The organism is Mycobacterium senriense, assembly GCF_019668465.1.
GTDB classification, from domain to species: domain Bacteria; phylum Actinomycetota; class Actinomycetes; order Mycobacteriales; family Mycobacteriaceae; genus Mycobacterium; species Mycobacterium senriense.
This window is the reverse complement of the sequence record NZ_AP024828.1, coordinates 3,188,669-3,208,073: the sequence shown is the minus strand read 5'-3', so window position 1 is coordinate 3,208,073 and position 19,405 is coordinate 3,188,669. Positions and strand designations below refer to the sequence as shown.

Below are 19,405 nucleotides of genomic sequence, written 5' to 3'. Positions count from 1 at the left end.
GCCGGCCGTCAGGGCCGGCGCGCGCGGCCGAGCAGCAGCTCGGAGACGGGCATCGGCGCCCACGCCGGCAGCGTGAATTCCCGCCGCGACGTGTCGATTTCGAACCCCGCCTCGATGATCGAGCGCTCGGTGTCACGGTGCGTGTGGCAGTTGCCGAACAGCCGCGGCCACAGCGTCGCATCGGCGAAACGCTGCAAGCGCCCCCGCGCACCGGCGCTGGCGATGTGCTCGAGATAGCGCAGCTCCCCGCCCGGCCGCAGCAGCGAATACAGGCGCCGCAACACGCCGCCGGGATCGAGCACCGAGCACAACACCAGCGAGCACACCACCGCGTCGAATGGCTCGCCGCCGCTGAACGTTTCGGCACTCTCGCCGGTCACTACGACGCGCGTGGGTACCGCCTCCGCCGCGGCCCGGGCCTGGGCCGCCAGTCGCGGTTCGGGTTCCAGGGCAACCACCTCGTCGACCGAGTCCGGGTAGTGCGGAAAGTTCGTGCCGATTCCCGCGCCGACTTCCAGCACCCGGCCGGACAGGCCGGCCAGATTCTCCCGGCGCAGAGTCCGGATCGCCTCGGCTTCATGGGTGGCGACGACCGGCCAGACGCGCGCGAAGAAGGGGTTGTCGACCACCGTTGTCATATGTATGTGAACCTTCCGACTCGGATGAGCCCCACAATAGGGTCCGCAACGATGAACCGCGTCGGCCTCAAACGGAATTAGGTACCGGTTCGCCGACCGGCCCGGGCAGCTCGACGGGTTCCGCAGCCGGCTCGAACAATTCGACCGTTTTGTCGGCGCCACCCTCACTGATGCCGAACCGGTCATGCAGCCACGCCAGGGGTTTGGGGGCCCACCAATTCCATCGACCCATCACGTGCATGAAGGCCGGCACGACCACCATCCGCACCAGCGTGGCGTCGGCCAACACGGCGAGCGTCAGGCCGAGGCCGAACATTCGCATGAACGAGACGTGGGCGGCGATCAGCGCGGCGAACGACATCGACATCACCAACGCGGCCGCGGTGATCACCCGTCCGGTGCGGGCGACACCGAGCGCCACGCTCTCGTCGTTGGCGGCGTGGGCCTGCTTCGCGGTCGGCCTTGCCGGCCGGGCGGCACCGGACGCCAGCCAATACTCGCGGATCCGGGACAACAGGAACACCTCATAGTCCATGGACAGCCCGAAGGCGATGCAGAACAGCAGCACCGGCATGTTGGCCACCAGCGTCCCGCTGGGCGTCGTCCCGAGCGCACCCAGGTGTCCGTCCTGGAAGATCCACACCAGCGCGCCGAACGCCGCCGTCAAGGACAGGAAGTTGCAGGCCAGCGCCTTGGCCGGCAACAGCACGCTGCCCGTGAGCAAAAACAGCAGCACGAACGTGATCGCCGCCATCAACCCGAGGACCAGCGGAAGTCGGTCGGTCACGGCGTCGACGCTGTCGCGGTTGACCTGGGCGACCCCGCCCATCTCGACGGATCGGCCCGCGGGTCCGGGCACCTCGTGCAGCCGTTTGAGCTGGGTGTCGTTCGCCTGGGAAAACAGGGGCGCCGTGCTGCTGACGGTCAGGAAGGCGCTGCCGTCGTGCAACCCGGCGGCCCCGGCCGGCGGCCCCGCGCGGTTGCCGGCCGTGAAGGTGCCACCGGGGGCTGCCACCGCTGACACGTCGGCAACCCGCGACAGAGCGGCGGCGTAGCTGTCGAGGTCCGCGGGGCCCAGGCCGGTGGCGTAGGGGATGACCACGGGCACCGACGTCGCCGAGTCGTGCGCGAAATCGTTGCGCAGCTGGTCGCCCACCTGGTGCGCCGACGCCGACGGCGGCAGCACCCGGTCGTCGGGGAAGCCCCACGTGACGCGGAGAAACGGATACCCGAGCAGCAACAGCAACGCGACGACGGACAGGCCGATCGGCGCCCAGCGGCGCATCACGAACTTGGTGGACCGGTACCAGAACAGTCCCTCGCAAGCGGGTGGGGGTACCGCCCGCTTGCGGGGGCGCGCCCCCAGCTCGGCGGGTTTGTGCACCGGCTCGGGACGGCCCAGTAGGCGACGCCCCAGCCGGCGCACGTTCAGGGCGTCCAACCGGGGGCCCAGCAATACGATCGCGGCCGGGGTGATCACGATCGAGGCGGTCGCGACGAAGGCGACGGTCGCGACGCCGGCGTACGCGAACGACTTGAGGAAGTACATCGGGAACGCCACCGTCGCCGACATCGACAACGCCACGGTGACCGCGGAGAACAGCACGGTTCGCCCGGAGGTGGCCATGGTCCGGATGAGCGCTTCCTCGCGGTCGCGGCCGTCGGCCAACTCGTCGCGGTAGCGGCTGACGATCAGCAGGGTGTAGTCGATGGCCAGGGCCAGGCCAAGGGCGGTGCTCAGGTTGAGGGCGAAGATCGAGACTTCGGTGGTGAAGGTGATGAGGCGCAACACCGTCATCGACCCGACGACGGCCAGCGCGCCCAGCGCCATCGGCAGGGCCGCGGCCAGCAGGCCGTCGAACACCCAGATCAGTACCAGGAAGCTCAGCGGCAGCGCGATCATCTCCATGACCAGCAGGTCGGCCTGGTTCTGCGCGTTGATCTGCGCGTACTGCATCGCCGCGCCGCCGGCGCGGACGGTGGCGCCGTCGCGGTCGTGGATGAACTGGTCCGCCAAGGTCTGCGCGTTGCTCTGGGCGTAGTTCTCGCCGCCCTTGAGGTTGACCACGACGAGCCCGGATTTGCCGTCGCGGCTCACCAGTTCGTCGGGCTGCCCCGGAGGGGCGGGAACAGGTCGCGTCCACGGCGAGGCGACGTTGTAGACCAGCGGGGACTTCTGCAGCTGGTCGGCGAGGTCGGTGCCCACCTTGCGGGCCTGTTCGCTGTTGGCGCCGCCGGGGGCCGTCACCAGGATGAGCATCTGCTGGCCGCTCTGCCCGAACTTGTCGCTCAACACGTTGATGGCGCGCGCCGACTCGGAGTCCGGGTCTTGGAAGCCGCCCGGCGACAGGCTCTTGGCGACCGGGACCCCGAAGATCGCGGCGGCGATGAAAACCAGCACAGCGGTCGCGATGATGCGGCGGGGCGCCCTGATGGCGAGTCGGGCGATTCTTTGCAGCATGTCGTGCCCTTCCGCTGCCGTGCCCCGTTGCGCTGGCCGCTGGCTTATCCGCGGCAACCTAACAAACGTTAATTTGCACGCGTCGAACAGTGTTCTCCTTAAGCACGCAGCCGGGTGCCTGGAGCGTTCAACGCCGCGTTTAAACCCCGCCGACGGTAAGAGTCCAGTCAGAAAAATGTGCCGTAATTAAGCAGCTCACGGCCTAAATCGCCGCGCGGGCGCCGGTCAACCTACTTGCCGGTAAATTGCCAAGGTTTTCCGAATCGTGACTCAAAGATTCCTTAATGGTGGCCCATACGCTCAGTGTCATGTGGATCGACGACACAAGTGCCGACGTCATCAAAGTTGACTTCGAAGCCCTCTACCACGGCGACGTGCTGGTGGAAGGCGAGACCTCCGAGCAGTTCGAAGAACTGCAAGCGGCGAGCTGAGGCAGACCATGAGCATGCTCGCACGGCTGTTAATGGCCGAACCCAACGTCAGTCGGTGGTTCCGCAAGTAACCATGGTCCTGGTTTTCACGAAAGCCCCCCGCGGACGCGGGGGGCTTTCGTTTTGTCCGACGGCGGTGCGGCTCAGCGAGGCGCCATGCGGATGGCGCCATCCAGGCGGATGACCTCGCCGTTGAGCATCGGGTTCTCGACGATGTGGACAGCCAGGGCGCCGTATTCGTCGGGGTCACCCAGCCGGGCCGGGTGCGGCACCTGCTTGCCCAGCGAGGCCTGCGCCTCCTCAGGCAGCGAACCCAGCAGCGGCGTCTTGAACAGGCCCGGAGCAATCGTCACGACGCGGATGAGTTCGCGCGACAGGTCGCGCGCGATCGGCAGGGTCATGCCGACGACGCCGCCCTTGGACGCCGAGTAGGCGGCCTGGCCGATCTGGCCCTCGAACGCGGCGACCGAGGCGGTGTTGATGATGACGCCGCGTTCCTCGCCGACCGGCTCGGTCTTGGCGATGCGCTCGGCGGCCAGCCGCAGCACGTTGAACGTGCCGATCAGGTTGACCCCGATCACCTTCTTGAAGGCGTCCAGCGGGAAGGGGCCGTCCTTGGACAGCGTCTTGATGGCGTTGCCGATGCCGGCGCAGTTGACGTTGATGCGCAGCGTGCCCATCGACTCCGCGGCGTCCAGCGCCTTGCCGACGGCGGCCTCATCGGTGACGTCGGCCTCGACGAAGCGGGCGCGGTCGCCCAGCTCACGGACCGCTTCTTCGCCGCGCAGGTCGATGACCACCACCTGAGCTCCGCGGTCCAGCAGTCGCTTGGTGGTGGCCAGGCCCAGGCCTGACGCTCCCCCGGTGACGACGGCAACGGCGTCTTTGATTTCCATCCGAGTCCTTCCTGATTCGCTCGAGTCCAGCCAACTGGTTGGTTGGGACTATACCCAGTCCCTGAGTACCGCTTCGGCGTCGGCCACCTGCGCCGCGGGACGCGGTGTCTCCGGCGCGGTGCGGGAGAACCGCGGCGCCGGCCGCGGCTGCAGACCGCCGTCGACCTCGTAGAAGGTGTTCCGCTCGGTGATGTGCGGCTCGGTCTGCACCTCGCCGAACGCCAGGATCGGCGTCACGCACGCGTCGGAGTCGGCGAACACCTTGGCCCAGTGGTCGCGGTCCTGACTGCCGAACTTCTCGGTCAGCGCCGCCCGCAGTTCGGGCCAGCGGCTGACGTCGTTCTGGCCGGGCAGGTCGGCGCCGTCCAGGCCGAGCCCGGTCAGCATGGCCGCGTAGAACTGCGGTTCGATGGCGCCGACCGCGACGTAGCGGCCGTCGGCGCATTCGTAGGTGTCGTAGTAGGGGGCGCCGCCGTCGAGCAGGTTGGTGCCGCGGGCGTCGGTCCACATCCCCGACGAACGCATCTGCCACATCATCTGGATCAGCACGCTGGAACCATCCACCATCGCGGCGTCGACGACCTGACCCTTGCCGGAGGTCTGCCGCTCCCACAGCGCGGACAGGATGCCGAGCAGCAAAAACATCGAGCCGCCACCGAAATCACCGACCAGGTTCAGCGGCGGGACCGGCCGCTCGTTCGCCCTGCCGATGGAGTGCAGGATGCCGTTGAGCGAGATGTAGTTGATGTCGTGGCCCGCCTGCTGGCTGCGCGGTCCGGTCTGGCCCCAGCCGGTCATCCGGGCGTAGACCAGCCGGTCGTTGACCTTGGCGCAGTCCTCTGGGCCCAGGCCGAGCCGCTCGGTGACGCCGGGACGGTAGCCCTCGATCAGCACGTCGGCTTTGGCAATCAGTTGGAGGACGAGTTCGCGCCCTTCGTCGGACTTCAGGTCGGCGGTCACTACCCGCCGGTTGCGCATCATGGCGTCCTTGGCGACACCGCCCGGCCCCGAGGACGGGCGATCGATGCGCACCACGTCGGCTCCCAGATCCCCCAGGATCATCGCCGCGTGCGGGCCGGGGCCGATGCCGGCCAGCTCGACAACACGCAGTCCCTTCAACGGTCCAGCCACGATCCACCGACCTTTCGTCTGCTCTGACGCCGTTGACCGTTCGCAACCAAACAACCGGTCGTTCGACATCTTCGCAGCCGTGCCGGAAGCCCGCGCATCCCGGTCACTTATGGTGAGCCCATGCCTTCATCCGCGCTCGCCACCCTTACCTCAGTCGCCGGCCTGGACGTCACGCTGTCCGACGGCGTGTTGTCGGTGACCATCAACCGGCCCGACAGCCTGAATTCGCTGACCATTCCGGTGATCACCGGCATTGCGGATGCGATGGAGTATGCGGCCACCGACCCCGAGGTCAAGGTGGTGCGGCTAGGCGGCGCCGGCCGCGGCTTCAGCTCCGGTGCGGGCATCAGCGCCGATGACGTCTCCGACGGCGGCGTTCCGCCCGACGAGATCATCCTCGAGATCAACCGGCTGGTGCGTGCGATCGCCGCACTGCCGCACCCGGTGGTCGCCGTCGTTCAGGGCCCAGCGGCCGGCGTCGGCGTCTCCATCGCCCTGGCCTGTGACGTCGTATTGGCTTCGGAGGGCGCGTTTTTCATGCTCGCCTTCACCAAGATCGGGTTGATGCCCGACGGCGGCGCGTCGGCGTTGGTGGCGGCCGCGATCGGCCGGATCCGGGCCATGCAGATGGCGCTGCTTCCGGAACGGCTGACCGCCGCCGAGGCGTTGTCGTGGGGCCTGGTCACCGCGGTCTATCCGGCCGGCGATTTCGACGCCGAGGTGGACAAGGTGATCGCGCGGTTGCTGAGCGGCCCGGCGGTGGCCTTCGCCAAGACCAAGCTGGCGATCAACGCCGCCACGCTCACCGAGTTGGACCCGGCCCTGCAGCGTGAGTTCGACGGTCAGTCGGTCCTGCTGAAATCCCCGGACTTCGTCGAGGGCGCAACGGCCTTCCAGCAGCGGCGCGCCGCCAACTTCACCGACCGCTGAAAGTTGTTGCGGTGATCGGCCGCAACGCTTAATCGCGCTGCGATGCGGTAATCCTCCTCGTCAGACCCCGCTGGCTGACGAATGACGGAGGATCAATGCCCGAACAGGTTCGGTGCCTGGTAACCGGAGCGACCGGCTATATCGGCGGGCGCCTGGTGCCCCGGCTGCTGGACGAGGGCCATCGCGTTCGGGCGTTGGCGCGCAACCCCGACAAGCTCGCGCAGGTGCCGTGGCGGCACCAGGCCGAGGTGGCGCGCGGTGACCTCGGTGACGTCGATTCACTGGTCGCCGTGTTCGACGGCATCGACGTGGTCTATTACCTCGTCCACTCGATGGGCACCTCGAAGGACTTCGCCGCCGAGGAAACCCGCGCCGCCCGCAACGTCGTGGCGGCAGCCCGGCGCGCCGGGGTGCGGCGGATCGTGTATCTGAGTGGCCTGCATCCCGAAAACAGCGATCTCTCACCGCATCTCGCGTCGCGCAAGGCCGTCGGGGACGCGCTGATCGATTCCGGCATCGAGACGGTGGTGTTGCAGGCCGGGGTGGTCATCGGCTCGGGGTCGGCGTCGTTCGAAATGATCCGCCACCTCACCGACCGGCTGCCGGTCATGACCACGCCGAAATGGGTGCACAACAAGATCCAGCCGATCGCGGTGCGCGACGTGCTGTATTACCTGGCCGCTGCGGCGACGGCCCCGGTCCCCAAGTCCCGTACCTGGGATATCGGCGGGCCCGACGTGTTGGAATACGGCGACATGATGCGGGTCTACGCCGATGTGGCGGGACTGGGCAGGCGCTACCTCATTGTGCTGCCATTTCTGACCCCGACGATCGCCAGCCTCTGGGTGGGAACCGTGACGCCGATTCCGCCCGGCCTGGCGCGTCCGCTGATCGAATCGCTGGAGTGCGACGCGGTGATGCGCGACCATGACGTCGACGACATCATCGCGCCACCGCCTGGCGGCTTGGTCGGCTACCGGCGGGCCGTCGAACTCGCACTCGCACGCGCCGCGCGTGGCGTTGCCGAACCCGAGTGGTCGTCGTTGCGGTCCGAACCGGCCGAGGCGCTGCCCACAGACCCGGACTGGGCGGGCGAGATCGTCTACACCGATGTGCGCACCGCCGCGACCGCCGCCGAACCGGCGGACGTGTGGACGGCGGCGGAGGCCGTCGTGAACGCGCGGGCGGCCGACTGGAAGGTCGAGGAGCGGACGGCGGGAACACTGTTGCGGCTACGTTCCACCAAGCGGGCGCCGGGGCGGGAATGGCTCGAAATTGCTGTCACCCGGCAAGACGGTCACGGCGCTCGCTATACCCAGCGGTCCGTCTTCCTGCCGAGGGGCCTTCCGGGGCGGGTGTATTGGTTCTTCGTTCGGCCCGCCCATCTCGCCGCAATGCGCGCGCTGGCAAAAGAGGTCGTCGATTCGGCCCGATAGCCGGCGTCAGACGCCGAACATCGGAGGCAGCACGAGAACCATGATCAGCCCCCACACCAAATGGGTGAGCATCGGCGCCAGGACACCGCCGGTGGCCCGGCGCTCGAACGCGCACACCGTTCCCAGAATGATCGCGGCGAACCCGAGCATCGGGTTGCCGCTGGCCAGCGTCGCGCACGTATAGAGGACGGTCGAGATGACGACGGGGTGATAGCGGCCCAGGGCGGTGTAGAGCGCGCCGCGAAAGAACACTTCCTCGGCGACGCCGTTGATCAGCGTGATCGCCACGATCACCGGATACCACCCGTGGTGCGCGTAGAGCAGCACCCGGGTGATCAACTCCGCCACGGGCGTGATCTGCCGGACGATCAGGCCGCCCACGACGAACGCGCCACCGACCAGCAGGCCGACGCCGGTGCCGGTGAGGACCGGTCGCTGGTTACGGCCCCGCCAGCAGATGCCGCCGAGGTGCAGCGGACCGGAGATCAGCGCTCCCACGGTCCACACGGCCGCCAGCACCAGCGTTAGCCAGTAGAAGCTTGCATCCCCCGGATGGCGGCGCAACGAGAACCCGAGCACCCCGGCCCCGACGACCACCGTGATGGCCACGATGACCCGTCGACGCCGCACTACGCCGGGCGATTCATTATGGGGCACAGCCACATTGGTGATGGCACGGCGAAACTCCGTGAGGACGCCGGTGTTATACGGACTCGTCGACTGGGTCATGCTGGACGCACCTTCGGGGTCAGGGCGATCAGGATGTCGAGGCCGGTGCGCACCGCCCCGGCCACCGGACCGGGGACCTTGTTCACCAGCCCCAGGGTCGGCCGCACGATGGAGGGGGTGACCCGCCGGGCGAGTCGGCGGATGCGCAGCGCGTCGCCGCCGGCCCAGGTGGGATCGGTGTTGGCGAGATCGTGCGGATCGGCCAGGGCGTTGACGGGACGCGGCCGCTGCGTGGACCGGCCCGCCAAGGCCAGGGCCAGGGACTCGTCGATGCCGAGCAGGCCGCCGGGCGGGTCGGGAACCCGATCGCGCAGGCCGCTGGCCGATGCCACCATCGGGTGGTCCAGCGATTCGACCAGATCGCCCGCCAGCCCCGGCGGCACCGGCAGCGCGACGCCGGTGATCAGGGAGGCCAGCGAGGTGTCGACCCTGCCCACCGGCAGGCCGGTGTGCCAGCGGCCGGAGACCCGCGCATACGCCTTGAGCAGGGCCCGGTAGGTCGTGGTGTCCGGGCCGGCAATGTCGTACGCCCCGGCGGGCACCAGGTCGCGGTCGGCCGCGGCGACGAGATAGTGCAGGACATCGCGGATGGAGATCGGGTCGATGGGATTGTCCATCCAGCACGGGATTGGGATCAGCGGGAAACGGTCGCCGACGTAGCGCATCATCTCGAACGACGTCGAGCCGGCGCCGATGATGATCGCCGCGCCCAGCCACACCAGCTCGGGGCCGTCCGGGATGGTCAGCGCGTGGGCCACTTCGGCCCGGCTGGTCAGGTGCTCGGACAGGTCTTGTTCGGCGGGCACGAACCCACCCAGGTAGACGATGCGTTGCACCCCGGCGTCGCGGGCCGCGGCCGCGAAGTTTTCCGCCGCGGTCTTGTCTGCGTCGCGAAAACCGGGCTGGCCGATCGCGTGCACCAGGTAATACGCCACGTCAACGGGCCCGCAACTGGCGAAGGCGGAGGCGAGCGACGCCGGCTCGGAGGCATCCAATTTGACCGGCGTGACGTCGTCGAACCAGCCGAAACGCTTGAGGCGCGCCGGGTTTCGAGTCGCAGCCACCACCTGGTGCTGATCGGCCACCAGCGCGGTGACCAGGCGCGATCCTACGTAACCGGTGGCACCGGTGACCAGAGCCCGCATACCCCGACCCTAGCGACCCGCCCGCGCGGCGGGCATTTGAACCGACGGCGCGGCGGCATCGTCACCCCTACATGGACCATGGGGGAAGCCGTGAATTCGCCGGCTCGACGGGCATTGCGCTGAAAGATCCGACCATCGCCGGCGTCGCGGTGAAGTTTCCACCTAACCGCTATACCCAAAGCGAAGCCATTCAGGCACTGACCGACATCGCCGGCCCGGACTTTCAGCGCTTCGCACGCAGCAGCGGGGTTGAGTTCCGCAACACCGCGCTGCGGCTACCCCGCTACCGCGAGCTGAGCGGATTCACGGAGGCCAATGACGCCTATCTCGAGGTCGCGCTGGACCTGGGCGAGCAGGCGCTGGTGGCCGCGCTGGACGAGGCGAAGGTGAAGCCATCGGAGCTCGACATCGTGTTTTCCACGACGGTCACCGGCGTGACCGTTCCGACGCTGGAGGCGCGACTCGCGACGCGGGTCGGGCTGCGGCCGGACGTCAAACGCGTCCCGCTGTTCGGGCTCGGCTGTGTAGCCGGCGCGGCCGGCGTGGCCCGCATGCACGACTACCTGCGCGCCTTCCCCGACCAGACGGCCGCCCTGCTCGCGGTGGAACTGTGCTCGCTGACCGTTCAGCGCCAAGACAAGTCGGTCGCCAATCTCGTCGCCACCAGCCTTTTCGGCGACGGCGCGGCCGCGGTGATCACCGAGGGCGCCCACCGGGCGGGCCGGGAACACCCCGGCCCCCGGGTGCTGGCGACGCGCAGCCACATCTATCCCGACACCGAAGAGGTCATGGGCTGGAAGATCGGCGGCGACGGCTTCCGGATCGTGCTGTCCGCCGACGTCGCCACGATCGCCGACAAATACCTGGGCGATGACGTCCGCGACTTTCTCGCCGACCACGGGCTGACGCCGCGCGATGTGGCGACCTGGGTGTGCCACCCCGGCGGGCCCCGCGTGATCGAGACCGTCGAGAACGTCCTGGACCTTCCGGCGGACGCGCTCGATCACACGCGAAAATCGTTGCGAGAGAACGGAAATCTGTCGTCGGTCTCGGTGCTCGACGTGCTCGCGGCGAACATGGCCGATCCGCCGCCGACGGGATCGATCGGCCTGATGATCGCGATGGGCCCGGCGTTCTGTTCCGAGCTGGTACTGCTGGCCTGGTAGGGCTGGTAGGGCTGGTAGGGCTGGTAGGGCTGGTAGGGCTGGTAGGGCTGGTAGGGCTGGTAAAGACTGTAGCCATGTATTACCTGCTGGTGCTGGCGGTCGGACTCGAGCGCGTCGCGGAGCTGGTGGTGTCCACCCGCAACGCACGTTGGTCGTTTACCAAGGGCGCCAAGGAGTTTGGCCGATCGCACTATCCGGTGATGGTGATCATTCACACCGGATTACTGGTCGGTTGCCTCGTCGAACCATGGGCACTGCACCGGCCGTTCATCGCATGGCTGGGCTGGCCGATGCTGGCGGTGGTGGTGGCCAGCCAGGCATTGCGGTGGTGGTGCATCACGACGCTGGGACGGCGATGGAACACCCGGGTGATCGTCCTGCCGCAGGCGGCCTTGGTGCGTCAGGGTCCCTACCGCTGGCTGCACCATCCGAACTATGTTGCAGTGGTGGCCGAGGGGGTGGCGTTGCCGCTGGTGCATACGGCGTGGCTGACCGCCGTCGTTTTCACGCTGGCCAACGCCGCGCTGCTCAGGGTGCGCCTGCGCGTGGAGAACTCGGCGTTGGGTTACACGTGAGCGACTACGACGCGGACCTGTTGATCGTCGGTGGCGGACCGGGCGGGCTGGCCACGGCGTTACACGCTCGACGCCTTGGACTTTCGGTGATCGTGGCCGAGCCGCGCGACGGCCCCATCGACAAGGCCTGTGGCGAGGGGTTGATGCCGGGCGGGCTGGCCGAACTGATCTCACTGGGCGTGGATCCGGTCGGCATGCCTTTTCACGGGATCGCCTACGTGAGTGAACGACGGCGGGCCCAGGCACGCTTTCGCAGCGGGCCGGGACGCGGCGTGCGGCGCACCACGTTGCATGCGGCGCTGGCCGCGCGGGCCAAAGAGCAAGACACCGACTGGATCCGCACGCGGGTGACCAGCGTCGAGCAAGACGCGTACGGCGTCTCGGCCGCCGGGGTGCGCGCGCGATGGTTGGTGGCCGCGGACGGACTGCATTCCCAGGTCCGGCGTGCCGTCGGAATCACGGCGACGGCGGGGACACCGCGGCGCTACGGCGTGCGGTGGCACTATCGGGTGCCGGCATGGTCGGATTTCGTCGAGGTGTATTGGTCCCGCTGGGGCGAGGCGTACGTGACGCCGGTCGAGCCGGATCTGGTCGGCGTGGCGATCCTGTCGCGCGGTCGGCCCGACCCGGCCTGGTTCCCGCGGCTGGCCGGCCGGCTGCACGGCGCAGCCCCGGGGCAGCACCGCGGCTGCGGCCCGCTGCGGCAGGTGGTTTCGCGCCGGGTCGCGGGGCGCGTGCTGCTGGTCGGCGACGCAGCCGGCTACGAGGACGCGCTCACCGGCGAGGGCATCAGCCTGGCGCTCAAACAGTCCGCCGCGGCCGTCGACGCCATCGTCAACGAGACGCCGGCGTCATACGAGCAGGCCTGGCACCGGATCACCCGCGATTACCGGCTGCTCACCCGCGGGCTGGTGCTGGCCAGCACGCCCCGGGTGGTGCGGCGCGCCGTCGTCCCGACGTGCACGCTGCTCCCCCCGCTGTTCGACCGCGGCGTCAACATCCTGGCCGGCTAGTCCCCGGCGAACCGCTTCGCCCGGCGGCGCCGCGCTCGCGCACTAGCGCGCCTTCCAGACCGGCTCCCGCTTCTCGGCGAACGCCAGTGGACCCTCCTTGGCGTCCTCGGACCTGAGCAGAACCCGCATCTCGCGCACCGTCCGTTCCCAACCCGGTTCGTCACCGACGACGACCCCGTCGTCGACACCGTAGGCGATCCGCTTGCTGGCCTGCACCGACAGCGGCGCGTTGACGGTGATCCGCGCGGCCAGCGCCAGGGCGGCGTCCAGCACCGAGCCGTGGGGGACGACCTCGTTGATCAGGCCCCACTCGCAGGCGGCCGCCGCGCTCAGCGGCTCGCCGGTCAGCAGCAGCTGCATACCCACCTTGCGGGGCAGCTGCTCGGCGATGCGGAACACGCCACCGGCAGCGGCGATCAGCCCGCGCTTGACCTCGGGCAGGCCGAACTGCGCGCGCTCGTCGGCCACCACCAGGTCGCTGGCCAGCGCCAGCTCGGTGCCACCGCCAAACGCCGTGCCGTTGACCGCGGCGATCGTGGGCTTGTCGATGAAGTGATGGACGTAGCCGGCGAAGCCCCACTCGGGGTGATCGGGGTGATAGAGGTTCTCCCGCCGGGCGATCGCCTTGAGGTCGGCCCCGGCGCAGAACGACTTGTCGCCCGCGCCGGTGACCACCACCGCCCGCACCTCGGGATCGTGCTGCGCCTCTTCGAGCGCATCCCCGAGGCCGATGCTGACGGCGGCGTTCACCGCGTTGCGGGCTTCCGGCCGATTGATGGTAATCACCATCACGTTGCCCCGGCGTTCGGCCAGGGCCCCCGGCTCCTGGGTCACAACAGTTCCACGATGGTGGCGTTGGCCTGGCCGCCACCCTCGCACATGGTCTGCAGACCGTACTGAATTCCCTTGTCCCGCATGTGATACAGCAGGGTGGTCATGATCCGGGCACCGGATCCACCCAGCGGGTGGCCCAGCGCGATGGCACCGCCGTTGGGGTTGAGCTTCTTCCCGTCGGCGCCGATGTCCTTGAGCCAGGCCAGCGGAACCGGCGCGAACGCCTCGTTCACCTCGTAGGCGCCGATGTCGCCGATGGACAGCCCGGAGCGCTTCAGCGCCTTCTGGGTCGCCGGGATGGGCGCGGTCAGCATGATCACCGGGTCCGCGCCGGCCAGGGTCGCGGTGTGCACCTTGGCGATCGGCTTGAGCCCGAGTTCCTTGGCCTTCTCGGCGGACATGAACAGGATCGCCGCCGAGCCGTCGGAGATCTGCGACGAGTTGCCGGCGTGAATCACGCCGTCCTCCTTGAAGGCAGGCTTCAGCGAGGCCATCTTCTCCATCGGCGTCCCGCGGCGGATGCCTTCGTCCTTGAGCACCACGTTGCCGTCGGAGTCTTTGATGCCCACGATCTGGTCATCGAAGGCGCCGGCATCCTGTGCGGCAGCGGCCTTTTCGTGCGAGTCGAGGGAGAACTGGTCGAGCGCGGTGCGGTCGAACCCCCACTGCTCGGCGATCATCTCCGCGCCGATGCCCTGGTTGGGGATTTGGCCTTCGTAGCGGTCCAGGAAGGCCTGCGGGTACGGACGCCCGCCGTTGGCCAGCGATGCGCCCATCGGGGTACGCGACATCGACTCGACACCACCGGCGACGACGACGTCGTAGTGCCCGGCGATGACGCCGGCGGCGGCGAAGTGGATGGACTGCTGGCTGGATCCGCACTGGCGGTCCACGGTCACGCCCGGGACGGTCTCGGGCCAGCCGGCGGTCAGCAGTGCGGTGCGGCCGATGTCGAGGGCCTGCTCCCCGGCCTGCATGACGCAGCCCCAGATGACGTCGTCGACCAGGCCCGGGTCGACGCCGGCCTTGTCGACCAGGCCGTTGAGCACCTGTGCGGACAGATCCGCGGGGTGCACCCCGGACAATCCGCCGTTGCGCTTGCCGATCGGTGAACGCACTGCCTCGACGATGACGGCTTCAGCCATGGTCTTGTCTCCTTTGACACGTGGACTTCGAAAAGAGTTGAGCCTTGCGTCGATTGTCAACCAAGGGGTTGGGCGGGCGAAGCCCGGGGTGGCTCTGGGCACGGGCGCCGGTGCTCAGCGCTGACCCGTGAACCAGAATGTTGTTCTCTCGCTCGCGGTACAGGGCAATAATGGTCCGGGTGAAGCGGCTCAACGGTATGGACGCGATGCTGTTGTACAGCGAGACTCCGAACCTGCACACCCATACCTTGAAGGTGGCAATCGTCGACGCCGCCGACTACGACGGCGAGTTCAGCTTCGATGTTTTTCGCCGCACGCTGGTTCGGCGATTGCATCGACTGGATCCGTTGCGCTACAAGCTCGTCGACATCCCGTGGCGATTGCATCATCCGATGTGGCTGGAGAATTGCGAGGTTGACCTCGATTATCATTTGCGGCGTGTTCGGGTGCCCGCCCCCGGTGGCCGCCGGGAGCTCGACGAGGTAATCGGGCAGATCGCCGGCATTCCGCTGGATCGCGACCGTCCGTTGTGGGAGTTCCACTTCGCCGAAGGCATGGCCGATCACAAATTCGCCATGATCGGCAAGATGCACCACGCCTTGGCCGATGGCATTGCGTCAGCCAATCTGCTGGCCAGAGTCATGGACCTGACCGGCCCGGTACAGGACGAACGCGACCACGACACGACGTGCGCTACGCCCTCGACGGCACAGCTGCTACGCGCCGCCGCCGAGGATTACGCGCGGCAGGCCGCCACGTTACCCGGGGTGGTGGCCGACACGCTTTTCGGGGCCCGACGACTTCGACGGCGCTCTCGTCAGCGCGGCAAGCAGCCAGATCTTGCCCGAGTGCTGCATGCACCGCCGACATTTATCAACCACAAAGTCTCTCCGGCAAGAACTTTCGCCACCGCGACACTGTCGCTGGCTCAGGTCAGACAGACCGGTAAAAAGCTGGGGATCACGATCAACGACATGGTGATGGCGATCGCCGCGGGCGCATTGCGGGAATTGCTATTGCGCTACGACGGCCGCGCGGACCAGCCCCTGGTCGCGTCGGTCCCGGCCACTACCGGCAGGTTGCCGCACCGAATCAGCGGCAACGAGCTCGGTGGCATGGCGGTGTCGTTGCCGACGCACATCGACGATCCGCTGCAGCGGGTGCGGCTGACGTTGACGAGTACCGCCATCGCGAAAGAAAACAACGAGCTGTTCGGTCCCGAGCTGTACGGCAGATTGATCAGCTACCTGCCGGGGGCTGCGGCCCCGCTGGCGTTCAGATGGCTGGCCCGGCGGTACACCAGCAACAGGCTGTTCAACATCCCCATCTCCAACGTGATGGGACCGCGTGAGCGTGGCCGTTTCGCCGGCGTCCCGGTCAGCGAAATCTATTCAGCCGGGCCGCTGATCACCGCCTGCGGCATTAACATCACCGTGTGGAGCTACGTCGATCAGCTCAACATTTCGGTGATCGCCGACGACCGCACCCTGCGCGACACCCATGAACTCACCGACGCCATGGTCGGCGCCTTCCGCGAAATCCGCACTGCGGCAGGCTTTTCTGATGCTCTTACCACGCTGGACAGCGCAATGCCGCCGGCCACGCTGAAGCCCTGAGCGGCAAGGCTTATCCCAGGACGGGAAAGCGCCGCTTGCGCGCCAACCCGTCAAGGGCCGTCTGCATCGCCGAACGGACGTGCGCGTCGACATCGTCGACCTGTGGCGTGTTGCCGAACTGGGCGACGACGTCGATCGGTTCCAAAACCTCGGTGACGATCTTGGTCGGCAGCGGCAGATTGGGCGGCATGATCATGCTGAGCCCGAATGGAAAACCCACGGTTATGGGCAGAATGTCCGACCGCCACCGCGATAGGCCCAGACGCTTGGCAAGGCAGGTTCCACGCGTGAGGAACAGCTGACCTTCCTGCCCACCGATCGACACCGCCGGCACGATCGGCACACCGGCGTCGATCGCTGACCGGATATACCCGGTGCGGCCGTTGAAATCAATGACGTTCTCCGCCAACGTCGGCCGGTAGGCGTCGTAGATCCCGCCGGGGAACACCAGAACGATCCCGCCCGACCGAAGTGCATCGGCGGCATTGGCGGTGCTGGCGCGAATCACCCCGAGTCGGGTCATCAGGCCTGCCATCGGCCCGGCGAACATCCCGTCGTGGCTCAGTGTGTACACCGGGCGGTCATAGCCGAATTTGGCATAGAAGGCCGCGCCGAAGATCAGCACGTCTGGGGTGAGCATGCCGCCGGAGTGGTTCGCGACGATCAGCGCCCCACCCTCTGGTGGCAACGATTCCAGCCCGCGCACCTCGAAGCGGAACCAGGCCTTTGCGATGGGTCTGGCCGCATCCACCAGTTGCCTGGTGAAGTCGGCGTCCCACTTGCCGATCTCGTGACCGCTCACCGGATCGGCGTGAACCCGACGTGCAACTCGGTGAGGCCGCGCATCTGCCAGGTGGGTTCGTAGCTGTAGCGGCGGGCATCGGGCGGTCCGTGTTCGGCCTCCAAAATCCTGAAGTCCGACATCCGGTCCAGAATGCGGTTCAGCGATATCCGCCCCTCCGCGCGGGCCAGCGGCGCACCGGGACACGAATGACTGCCCCGCCCGAAGGCCACATGCTCACGAACATTCGGGCGGTCCACCCGAAATTCGTTGGGCTCCTCGAACTTTCTTGCGTCCCGATTGCTCGCTCCGGGCAGCAGCATCACCGTGCTACCGGCCGGGATGACGGTGTCGCCGATGGACGTCGATGTGCGCGCCATCCGGAAGTGACATTTGACCGGGCTTTCCATGCGCAGCGTCTCTTCGACGAAAGCCGGTATCTTGCTTCGGTCTTCGCGGAGCAGCGTTTCCAGCTCGGAATTTTCGGCGATCATTCGCATCCCGAAGCTGAGCAGCTTGGTGGTGGTTTCCTGGCCGGCCGCAAACAAAAACGTAGCGAGCCGCACCACATCGATGACGTCGGGAGTCGACCCGTCCGGATACTTCGCCGTGGCCAGCTCGGTGAGCACATCCTCGCGCGGCTGTCGGCGACGTTCGGTGATATGGGTGGTGAACTTCTCGTCGAGGTATTCCAGCGGATTGTGGTCACGCGTGACCGAATCGTCCCCGATATCGCCAACCACCTTGCCGGAGAACACCGCCCGGAACTCCTCGTGATCCTCGGGCGGGACTCCCAGCAGATCGGCGATAACCAGTCCCGAGAAGGGCCGCGCATAGTCGTCGAGGAATTCACAGCTGCCACGGGAGACGAACTCGTCGAGCTGCTGGTCGGCGAGTCGCCACATGAAGTCTTCATTTTCTTTGAGCCGCTTGGGCGTGAGCAGGCGGCTGAGCAGACCCCTTGTCCGGCTGTGCTCCGGTGGATCTTGGGTCACGATGTGTTCGCTCATCGGGATCTGCGAGCGATGTTGCTCGATCAAGCTGCCGATGTCGTCGCCCGCGGGCTCGAACGGCAGTCCGGAAAACGGGCCGGCGACCGAAACACACGAGGAGAACGCCGAATCTTTGTAGACGGCGAGCGCTTCCTGGTGGCCGGTGATCGCCAAGACGCCCTGATCCGGTCGGGGCATCACCGGGCCACGGCTGCGCAGATGGTCGAAGTACGGGTACGGGTCTGGGATCAGGGCAGGGTCGGTGAAGAAATCGACCGATTCGAACTCACTCAAAAGGACTCCTAGGCATCCGGGTAACCGCCCCCTCAACGTCACCCCGGGGGACACAACCTCTTCTGGTAATCTAGAGCTGAACAAATATTAGGTCAAGCCGGGTCCCGCGGCGATTGCGCGGTGCGTGCGGGCCGGGCCCGCCGACGCCACCTGCTCTTTTGACACCGGTTCTTCGGCGGCGCGTACAGCATCGGTCATTAGTAATTCATTTTCCCAGGGACGGCGGCGCATATGGTCCCGGGATGTGAGCACTCCTGCACCCCGGCCCGGTTGGTGGCTGGCATCAGATGACAGGTGGCATCCCCCGCGATGGGAGAGCACCTTCATCTCGCACACCCATGAGTCATTGCAAACGGTCATTGATGAGGCGAATCGTCTGACGAGGACCTACGGAGAGCAGGGTTGGCAAATCGTGGGGTCCTCGGTGCAACGCACTCAAGTTGCCCACCGCTTCAAGGAATACGACAGGGGTGGGGACCACCATTTCGAGTCGAGCATTGTCTGACGTTGAAACGGCCGCTACCGCCAGGCTAGCCGCATAGTTTCGGCAGCCCCGGCCCGTCGAGCGTGGGTATTAGCGCGCTGCGGCCGGTGACGGTCATCATCAAAGCGGCCGCCGGTCCGCGAATTTCCGGACCGCTCCCCCAGACCCGACAAATGTCACTGGCGCGCAAGCTGATTCCACGCAGCCGGCCGAGAGGAACGAAGCCGAACGGCCACGGGCCGGTCAGGAAGTCCATGGCCAACGCTGCTCGGTAAGAATCGGGCTCGAAGGGCATGCCAAGTGGAATTCTGATGTCACCGCTGTGTACCAGGACGTCTGCGAGCGGATCCAACGGGCCGAACAGCGGCGGACTGATCGGGCTATCGGCGCACTGGCGCCAGCCGGTAACGATCTCTGCGGCAGGCAGTTGGGCACGACGCCGGGCCAACTCATCAATCGCACGGTCCATGCTCCTATGGCGCAGCGCTAGTCGCAGGAATTCGAGAGTGCCGTCGGTCGCGGTACTGATCACATGCGCGGCAACGGTTTTCACGTCCCAACCCCTGCACAAGCTCGGCGTCGCCAACTGCGCGGCGTCCAAGCCTTCCAGCACGCAGGCAATCCGGCGCCGCTCGTCGGCGACGGCCGCGAACACGAACTCGCGGTCTAGGGGCATCGCCTGAAGATGTTGCTTAGCACCACGTTACG

General features: G+C 67.4%; 18 protein-coding genes. 7 read left to right on the top strand and 11 right to left on the bottom strand.

Annotation, left to right across the window (positions count from 1 at the left end; translation table 11 throughout):
* Positions 1-8: 8 nt before the first annotated feature.
* On the bottom strand, positions 9-638 hold the full coding sequence (locus tag MTY59_RS15500; RefSeq protein WP_221041935.1) for a class I SAM-dependent methyltransferase: 630 nt from the start codon (positions 636-638) through the stop codon (positions 9-11).
* Between the two features lie 67 nt (positions 639-705).
* On the bottom strand, positions 706-3,099 hold the full coding sequence (locus MTY59_RS15495) for an MMPL family transporter (protein ID WP_221041934.1): 2,394 nt from the start codon (positions 3,097-3,099) through the stop codon (positions 706-708).
* Between the two features lie 308 nt (positions 3,100-3,407).
* Between MTY59_RS15495 and MTY59_RS27700 the strand changes: the two genes are divergently transcribed.
* Positions 3,408-3,530, top strand: a complete 123-nt coding sequence (locus MTY59_RS27700; protein ID WP_085981634.1) for a hypothetical protein — start codon at positions 3,408-3,410, stop codon at positions 3,528-3,530.
* Positions 3,531-3,673: 143 nt separating this feature from the next.
* Here the strand turns inward: MTY59_RS27700 and MTY59_RS15490 are convergent, their stop codons facing one another.
* Both MTY59_RS15490 and MTY59_RS15485 read right to left on the bottom strand, forming a co-directional pair.
* On the bottom strand, positions 3,674-4,426 hold the full coding sequence (locus tag MTY59_RS15490; RefSeq protein WP_221041933.1) for a 3-hydroxyacyl-CoA dehydrogenase: 753 nt from the start codon (positions 4,424-4,426) through the stop codon (positions 3,674-3,676).
* 48 nt (positions 4,427-4,474) lie between these two features.
* Entirely contained in the window at positions 4,475-5,557 is a 1,083-nt protein-coding gene (locus MTY59_RS15485) for a CaiB/BaiF CoA transferase family protein (RefSeq protein WP_221041932.1), read from the bottom strand.
* Between the two features lie 120 nt (positions 5,558-5,677).
* On the opposite strand from MTY59_RS15485, the gene MTY59_RS15480 reads away from it, so the two are divergent.
* Together MTY59_RS15480 and MTY59_RS15475 are read left to right on the top strand one after the other, a co-directional pair.
* Positions 5,678-6,487, top strand: coding sequence for an enoyl-CoA hydratase (locus MTY59_RS15480; RefSeq protein ID WP_221041931.1), 810 nt, complete (start codon positions 5,678-5,680; stop codon positions 6,485-6,487).
* 95 nt (positions 6,488-6,582) lie between these two features.
* Entirely contained in the window at positions 6,583-7,923 is a 1,341-nt protein-coding gene (locus MTY59_RS15475; protein ID WP_221041930.1) for a DUF2867 domain-containing protein, read from the top strand.
* Between the two features lie 6 nt (positions 7,924-7,929).
* Here the strand turns inward: MTY59_RS15475 and MTY59_RS15470 are convergent, their stop codons facing one another.
* Together MTY59_RS15470 and MTY59_RS15465 are read right to left on the bottom strand one after the other, a co-directional pair.
* Positions 7,930-8,652 (bottom strand): CPBP family intramembrane glutamic endopeptidase, encoded by a 723-nt coding sequence (locus tag MTY59_RS15470; protein WP_221041929.1) that lies wholly within the window; start codon positions 8,650-8,652, stop codon positions 7,930-7,932.
* Positions 8,649-9,797 (bottom strand): NAD(P)H-binding protein, encoded by a 1,149-nt coding sequence (locus MTY59_RS15465; protein WP_221041928.1) that lies wholly within the window; start codon positions 9,795-9,797, stop codon positions 8,649-8,651. Before MTY59_RS15465 ends, MTY59_RS15470 begins: the two co-directional genes overlap by 4 nt.
* A 71-nt stretch (positions 9,798-9,868) precedes the next feature.
* Between MTY59_RS15465 and MTY59_RS15460 the strand changes: the two genes are divergently transcribed.
* The 3 genes from MTY59_RS15460 to MTY59_RS15450 all read left to right on the top strand — a co-directional run bounded on the left by MTY59_RS15460 (position 9,869) and on the right by MTY59_RS15450 (position 12,551).
* The gene (locus MTY59_RS15460) at positions 9,869-10,963 is read left to right on the top strand and encodes a type III polyketide synthase (RefSeq protein WP_221041927.1); all 1,095 of its coding nucleotides are present in this window, start codon (positions 9,869-9,871) and stop codon (positions 10,961-10,963) included.
* Between the two features lie 74 nt (positions 10,964-11,037).
* On the top strand, positions 11,038-11,538 hold the full coding sequence (locus MTY59_RS15455) for an isoprenylcysteine carboxyl methyltransferase family protein (RefSeq protein ID WP_221041926.1): 501 nt from the start codon (positions 11,038-11,040) through the stop codon (positions 11,536-11,538).
* Complete coding sequence (locus MTY59_RS15450; RefSeq protein WP_221041925.1) at positions 11,535-12,551, top strand: NAD(P)/FAD-dependent oxidoreductase; 1,017 nt, start codon at positions 11,535-11,537, stop codon at positions 12,549-12,551. Before MTY59_RS15455 ends, MTY59_RS15450 begins: the two co-directional genes overlap by 4 nt.
* Before the next feature lie 42 nt (positions 12,552-12,593).
* Here the strand turns inward: MTY59_RS15450 and MTY59_RS15445 are convergent, their stop codons facing one another.
* A complete protein-coding gene (locus MTY59_RS15445; RefSeq protein WP_221041924.1) occupies positions 12,594-13,385 on the bottom strand; it encodes a crotonase/enoyl-CoA hydratase family protein in 792 nt (263 codons plus the stop codon).
* Entirely contained in the window at positions 13,382-14,530 is a 1,149-nt protein-coding gene (locus MTY59_RS15440; protein ID WP_221041923.1) for a thiolase family protein, read from the bottom strand. Before MTY59_RS15440 ends, MTY59_RS15445 begins: the two co-directional genes overlap by 4 nt.
* Before the next feature lie 179 nt (positions 14,531-14,709).
* Between MTY59_RS15440 and MTY59_RS15435 the strand changes: the two genes are divergently transcribed.
* Positions 14,710-16,146 carry a WS/DGAT/MGAT family O-acyltransferase gene (locus MTY59_RS15435; RefSeq protein ID WP_221041922.1) on the top strand — a complete coding sequence of 479 codons (1,437 nt, stop codon included), beginning with the start codon at positions 14,710-14,712 and terminating at the stop codon, positions 16,144-16,146.
* A gap of 10 nt (positions 16,147-16,156) precedes the next feature.
* Here the strand turns inward: MTY59_RS15435 and MTY59_RS15430 are convergent, their stop codons facing one another.
* The 3 genes from MTY59_RS15430 to MTY59_RS15420 form a co-directional block, all read right to left on the bottom strand.
* Positions 16,157-16,948, bottom strand: a complete 792-nt coding sequence (locus MTY59_RS15430) for a lysophospholipid acyltransferase family protein (protein ID WP_221041921.1) — start codon at positions 16,946-16,948, stop codon at positions 16,157-16,159.
* Complete coding sequence (locus tag MTY59_RS15425; RefSeq protein WP_221041920.1) at positions 16,945-18,213, bottom strand: cytochrome P450; 1,269 nt, start codon at positions 18,211-18,213, stop codon at positions 16,945-16,947. Before MTY59_RS15425 ends, MTY59_RS15430 begins: the two co-directional genes overlap by 4 nt.
* 530 nt (positions 18,214-18,743) lie before the next feature.
* On the bottom strand, positions 18,744-19,373 hold the full coding sequence (locus tag MTY59_RS15420; protein WP_221041919.1) for a maleylpyruvate isomerase family mycothiol-dependent enzyme: 630 nt from the start codon (positions 19,371-19,373) through the stop codon (positions 18,744-18,746).
* Positions 19,374-19,405: the final 32 nt, after the last annotated feature.

What these genes read in the sequence shown, in the direction of transcription:
- MTY59_RS15500 (WP_221041935.1), bottom strand. Translation starts at nt 638, where the DNA reads ATGACAACGGTGGTCGACAACCCCTTCTTCGCGCGCGTCTGGCCGGTC.
- MTY59_RS15495 (WP_221041934.1), bottom strand. Translation starts at nt 3,099, where the DNA reads ATGCTGCAAAGAATCGCCCGACTCGCCATCAGGGCGCCCCGCCGCATC.
- MTY59_RS27700 (WP_085981634.1), top strand. Translation starts at nt 3,408, where the DNA reads ATGTGGATCGACGACACAAGTGCCGACGTCATCAAAGTTGACTTCGAA.
- MTY59_RS15490 (WP_221041933.1), bottom strand. Translation starts at nt 4,426, where the DNA reads ATGGAAATCAAAGACGCCGTTGCCGTCGTCACCGGGGGAGCGTCAGGC.
- MTY59_RS15480 (WP_221041931.1), top strand. Translation starts at nt 5,678, where the DNA reads ATGCCTTCATCCGCGCTCGCCACCCTTACCTCAGTCGCCGGCCTGGAC.
- MTY59_RS15475 (WP_221041930.1), top strand. Translation starts at nt 6,583, where the DNA reads ATGCCCGAACAGGTTCGGTGCCTGGTAACCGGAGCGACCGGCTATATC.
- MTY59_RS15470 (WP_221041929.1), bottom strand. Translation starts at nt 8,652, where the DNA reads ATGACCCAGTCGACGAGTCCGTATAACACCGGCGTCCTCACGGAGTTT.
- MTY59_RS15465 (WP_221041928.1), bottom strand. Translation starts at nt 9,797, where the DNA reads ATGCGGGCTCTGGTCACCGGTGCCACCGGTTACGTAGGATCGCGCCTG.
- MTY59_RS15460 (WP_221041927.1), top strand. Translation starts at nt 9,869, where the DNA reads ATGGACCATGGGGGAAGCCGTGAATTCGCCGGCTCGACGGGCATTGCG.
- MTY59_RS15455 (WP_221041926.1), top strand. Translation starts at nt 11,038, where the DNA reads ATGTATTACCTGCTGGTGCTGGCGGTCGGACTCGAGCGCGTCGCGGAG.
- MTY59_RS15440 (WP_221041923.1), bottom strand. Translation starts at nt 14,530, where the DNA reads ATGGCTGAAGCCGTCATCGTCGAGGCAGTGCGTTCACCGATCGGCAAG.
- MTY59_RS15420 (WP_221041919.1), bottom strand. Translation starts at nt 19,373, where the DNA reads ATGCCCCTAGACCGCGAGTTCGTGTTCGCGGCCGTCGCCGACGAGCGG.